This is a genomic window from Mycobacterium sp. (assembly GCF_049280035.1).
GTDB lineage: Bacteria > Actinomycetota > Actinomycetes > Mycobacteriales > Mycobacteriaceae > Mycobacterium.
In genome coordinates this window covers 1-3690 of sequence record NZ_JBAPPI010000908.1, presented here as the reverse complement: position 1 = coordinate 3690, position 3690 = coordinate 1, and the positions used below count along the sequence as shown (strand labels likewise).

Below are 3690 nucleotides of genomic sequence, written 5' to 3'. Positions count from 1 at the left end.
ATCAATTGATGTCTGTTGGAGGGAGGGCGCATGCGCAGCAGCGCCAAGGTTCCGCCCGTGAGGCTCGTTCTGGTCGTCGAGCGTCTGCGCCACCGCCTCAATCGGTTGCATCAACGCCTAGTTCCGCCACCGGTCGCACGCCCGCCTAAAGCCCTGCGCTGTACGCACTGAGCAACGCGTCCCACAGCTCGGTGGTGGTGAGTGTTGGGATGTCGTAGACGGTTGTCATTCCTTCGACTACCGATGTGGCCGAATCGATTTCGGCTGGCGTCAACCCGAGGTAGGCCTCATGGAGTTCCATCCCGAGCACGATGTCCTGGTATGTTGTGCCCAAGGAGCCGGGCTCCGCCCAGGCGTCGCCGTGGATGTTGTACACCTCGGTCGGGTACAGGTTGTCGGGGACGCCGGTGGGGTTGGCGCCGAGCATCACGAAACGTAAAGCGTCGGTGGGGATTTTGTCGTCGGCGAGTTGCTGTTCGGCGAGGGAGGCGACGGCGCTGCTTTGTGAGTAGGTGAAAATGGTCAGCGGGTCGCTGCACACGCCGGAGGCGTTGCAGCCCATATCGCCGGCGCTGTAGTCGGCGACGACCGCGTTGATGAGGTCGTTCTCGCCCTGCGTCACGCTCGAGCCGAAGTCGTTGGTTTCCGGGGTGGTCAGCGCCAGCGTCGACGCGACGGTGCCGTGGTACCCGTTCGGGTCGAGGTACAGCTTTTCCGCGTCGCTGATGTAGGCGGCATCCGGTGTCGGTATGCCGGTGGCGCCCAGGATTAGTGCGTTGGTTGAGCCAGACAGGAAGTCGCTGGCCCCGTCGGCGTTGGCTGCACCGGCCAACGCCACCGCGGCGCTGCACAGCGCGGCGCCGAGAATCACTTTCTTCATAATTCCCCCTTGTTCTCAAGATCACAGATGATGTCGCCGAGCTCGTCTGCACGGCAGGTGACTACGTTGTCCAACATTTCCCCCGGTAGATGTCGATCGCGCGCTAATGGCACTGGCTTCCGACGAGCAGAATTATCTCAGGTGCCGTTAAGGTTGTCCTCAGAAACGAAATAATCGCCAAACAAACAATTGACGAAGTCAGACCTCGATGTGCTAAGCCAATCGGCCGGAGAACACAAGATGCTTTTGCGGTTTGCGCAGGCCCAGCAGGTGGTCGATGCCGTGGCGGAGCCGGAGACCGCGGCCTGGAGGGTCGGCGACGACGTCGTCCACCCTCAGTTCGGGCACGGCTGGGTGCAGGGCGCCGGCCACGGCGTGGTCACCGTGCGGTTTGAGACCCGCGCTAGCGCCCTTCAACCTTTGCCGATCACACCCACCTTCCTTACACGCCGGGGCAGAGGAACTGGTGCGCGCCAGTGACAACAAGCCCGGACTCGGCGCGACTCATCAGACCCTCAAGCCGACCAATCTGCGAGCTCTCTGACGCGCCACTCTGTAGCGCCTGGCATACCTGCTGGCCATAAGTCAGGTAGCTTTCCCCAGTACTGCTCGCAGTGGTGGTACCGCCGTGGTTGTACATGTAGTCGATGAATCCTTGCGTGTCGGCGTGTGCCGGTGCCGCAAGAACAACGGCGGCGCTAGCCACCACCGGGATCAGTAGTGTTCTCATGTCACGCTCCACAATCGTTGCTGTTTAACCTGTTGCCGTTGACGACCTTGCAGAACGGGAACATGGTGTCCCCGCCCCCGGCGCTGAAGTTCATGCCGTTGCCACCGGGCGGCGGAATTTGTTATCGGCGCCGACCGCTGGAGGCGTTTAGCTTAACTCTGGCTTAGCGCAATGTATGAAATCTGTACGATTCGTGGAATTTTACAAAGTGCTTCTAACATCACGTCCGGTGCCACCCGGCCCAAAGGCATGAGGGCAGAGTTCGGATCGGGCGGGTACAAACGTTAGCCCGGTGCATGGCTAAAAACAGCAGTGACGCTTTTCCGGCGATTTCGGGGAGTTCACGGGGAGCTCATGCCCAGCCGGCGAGGCCGCGGAAAAGGGCCCGATGAACAAGCCAAACACTTGGTGCGCGGTACTGGGATTGAACCAGCGACCTCTTCCGTGTCAGGGAAGCGCTCTCCCGCTGAGCTAACCGCGCCCGGTCAAAGAATTGGAGGTGGAGACGGGAATCGAACCCGTGTGCACGGCTTTGCAGGCCGTTGCCTCACCACTCGGCCACTCCACCGCTGGGATTGATGCCATTTGCACCTTCGAGCGGATGACGGGATTCGAACCCGCGACCCTCACCTTGGCAAGGTGATGCGCTACCAACTGCGCTACATCCGCGCGCAACGGACGAGATCGTCGCCCGGTGCGAAGCACGACGATAGTCGACCTGAGCGGGCCCGCACAAATTTTTCGGCATATTCCTGCGCGCCGCTACCCCAGCCCACGCAGCGCGTTCTGCCGGGACGTCCGCGCATGCTAATCTTCGACGTCATCCGCCTCTCGGCGCCGGTCCCGTGGCTCAGTGGGAGAGCGTCCGCTTCACACGCGGAAGGTCGCTGGTTCGATCCCAGCCGGGACCACAAGGTAGATGCAACTTTCAAAGTCTCCGGGCGATATCCGGGCTATAGCGCTTGCACATTCCCAGCTGAATCGTCACCGGCGGGAAGCAACGTGCCTCGCCATGGCTGACTCAGAATCCGAAGCTGCGCAAATGCCTGATTCCGCCGTCGGTTTCGCCCGAGGCGTTGGCCGCTTGATGAGGCTCGGGGTTCACAGCAGTAACCCGTTTTCACTGCGCTTTCAGCTGTTGAGGAACAGTCGCGCATTGGCGAGGAAGACGTCTGAGTGTTGCGACTGTGCGCCATGGCTGGCGTCGGGAAGCACCAAAAGTCTGGCATCGCAAAGGTTCTCTTCAAGGACGATGGCGTTGACCGAGTGAACGACAATGTCTTTGGCGCCGTGAACGATCAACGTCGGCAGCTTGATCGTTGCGAGCATTGCGTAGCGGTCTGTGGTCGGGATTTCACCCCATTCACGGATCGCATGCAGCTGAGCCGCGGCGGCCGTCGAGGTGACTGGCGTATCGCGATTCGCCTCGCGGCGGTTGAGGCGGTCCAGATATGCGTGACCCGCGGCCTGGCTGGCGTCGCTCGGCGTGAAGAACGAATTCAGAAGCAAGGCTACGGGGTCATTGAGCTCGTCTATCGAGAGTTCGGTGAAGGTCATCTTCTCGCCGCCGCGTGGCCCTGTCCCGCACAGGATCATGCGACGAAACATCTCCGGATGAGACGAAGCGATCTGCTGCGCGACCATTCCACCGAGCGAAAAACCCAGGAAGTCAACGGTTGTCAGGCCCAAGGCGTGCAGGAACCCGACGCAATCAACGGCAAACTCGGCTACAGTCGCCGGGGTGGCGCCAGCCGAGCCTCCGATTCCCGGGTAATCGAACGTGATCACGTCACGGTCGGCCGCTAAGCCGTCAACAATGAGGGGATCCCAGTCGTCCATGTTCGCGGCGAAGTAGTTCGCGAGGACCAGCGGTATGTCACCGCGATTGCCCACGCGCCGGTAGGCGAAGTCGATACCGCTCGCGGCGCGCACGACATCGGTCGGTGTCAGGGAGTACGTGCGCATCGTCGGTGCGTTCATAAGCCGCGGTCCTTCCCTCTTTAATGTCGGTCAGGCCTCGTTTAATGTCGGTCAGGCCTCGTTGGATGGGAATGCCTTCGCGGCGACGTTAGATCGGTTC

Annotated in this window: 3 protein-coding genes, 4 tRNA genes and 1 pseudogene; 2 read left to right on the top strand and 6 right to left on the bottom strand. The window is 61.3% G+C overall.

All coding sequences use genetic code 11. The features are described 5' to 3' along the window. Positions 1-145: 145 nt before the first annotated feature. Positions 146-880 carry a PE-PPE domain-containing protein gene (locus tag WAN71_RS29000; RefSeq protein ID WP_422228622.1) on the bottom strand — a complete coding sequence of 245 codons (735 nt, stop codon included), beginning with the start codon at positions 878-880 and terminating at the stop codon, positions 146-148. A 303-nt stretch (positions 881-1183) separates the two neighbouring features. On the opposite strand from WAN71_RS29000, the pseudogene WAN71_RS28995 reads away from it, so the two are divergent. Next, positions 1184-1288, top strand: a pseudogene (locus WAN71_RS28995) (hypothetical protein); the annotation flags it as partial. A gap of 34 nt (positions 1289-1322) precedes the next feature. On the opposite strand, the gene WAN71_RS28990 reads toward WAN71_RS28995, so the two are convergent. From WAN71_RS28990 to WAN71_RS28975, 4 genes are all read right to left on the bottom strand, one after another. Further along, on the bottom strand, positions 1323-1610 hold the full coding sequence (locus tag WAN71_RS28990; protein WP_422228621.1) for a DUF732 domain-containing protein: 288 nt from the start codon (positions 1608-1610) through the stop codon (positions 1323-1325). A 406-nt stretch (positions 1611-2016) separates the two neighbouring features. Next, positions 2017-2091, bottom strand: a tRNA-Val gene (locus tag WAN71_RS28985). Between the two features lie 13 nt (positions 2092-2104). Next, positions 2105-2178: transfer RNA gene (locus WAN71_RS28980), tRNA-Cys, on the bottom strand. Between the two features lie 28 nt (positions 2179-2206). After that, positions 2207-2279, bottom strand: a tRNA-Gly gene (locus WAN71_RS28975). 170 nt (positions 2280-2449) lie between these two features. On the opposite strand from WAN71_RS28975, the gene WAN71_RS28970 reads away from it, so the two are divergent. Next, a tRNA-Val gene (locus WAN71_RS28970) sits at positions 2450-2521 on the top strand. A 220-nt stretch (positions 2522-2741) separates the two neighbouring features. On the opposite strand, the gene WAN71_RS28965 is transcribed toward WAN71_RS28970, so the two are convergent. After that, the gene (locus tag WAN71_RS28965) at positions 2742-3575 is read right to left on the bottom strand and encodes an alpha/beta fold hydrolase (RefSeq protein WP_422228623.1); all 834 of its coding nucleotides are present in this window, start codon (positions 3573-3575) and stop codon (positions 2742-2744) included. Between the last annotated feature and the right edge of the window lie 115 nt (positions 3576-3690).

Coding starts and splice junctions, on each gene's coding strand:
- WAN71_RS29000 (WP_422228622.1), bottom strand. CDS start 880: ATGAAGAAAGTGATTCTCGGCGCCGCGCTGTGCAGCGCCGCGGTGGCG.
- WAN71_RS28990 (WP_422228621.1), bottom strand. CDS start 1,610: ATGAGAACACTACTGATCCCGGTGGTGGCTAGCGCCGCCGTTGTTCTT.
- WAN71_RS28965 (WP_422228623.1), bottom strand. CDS start 3,575: ATGCGCACGTACTCCCTGACACCGACCGATGTCGTGCGCGCCGCGAGC.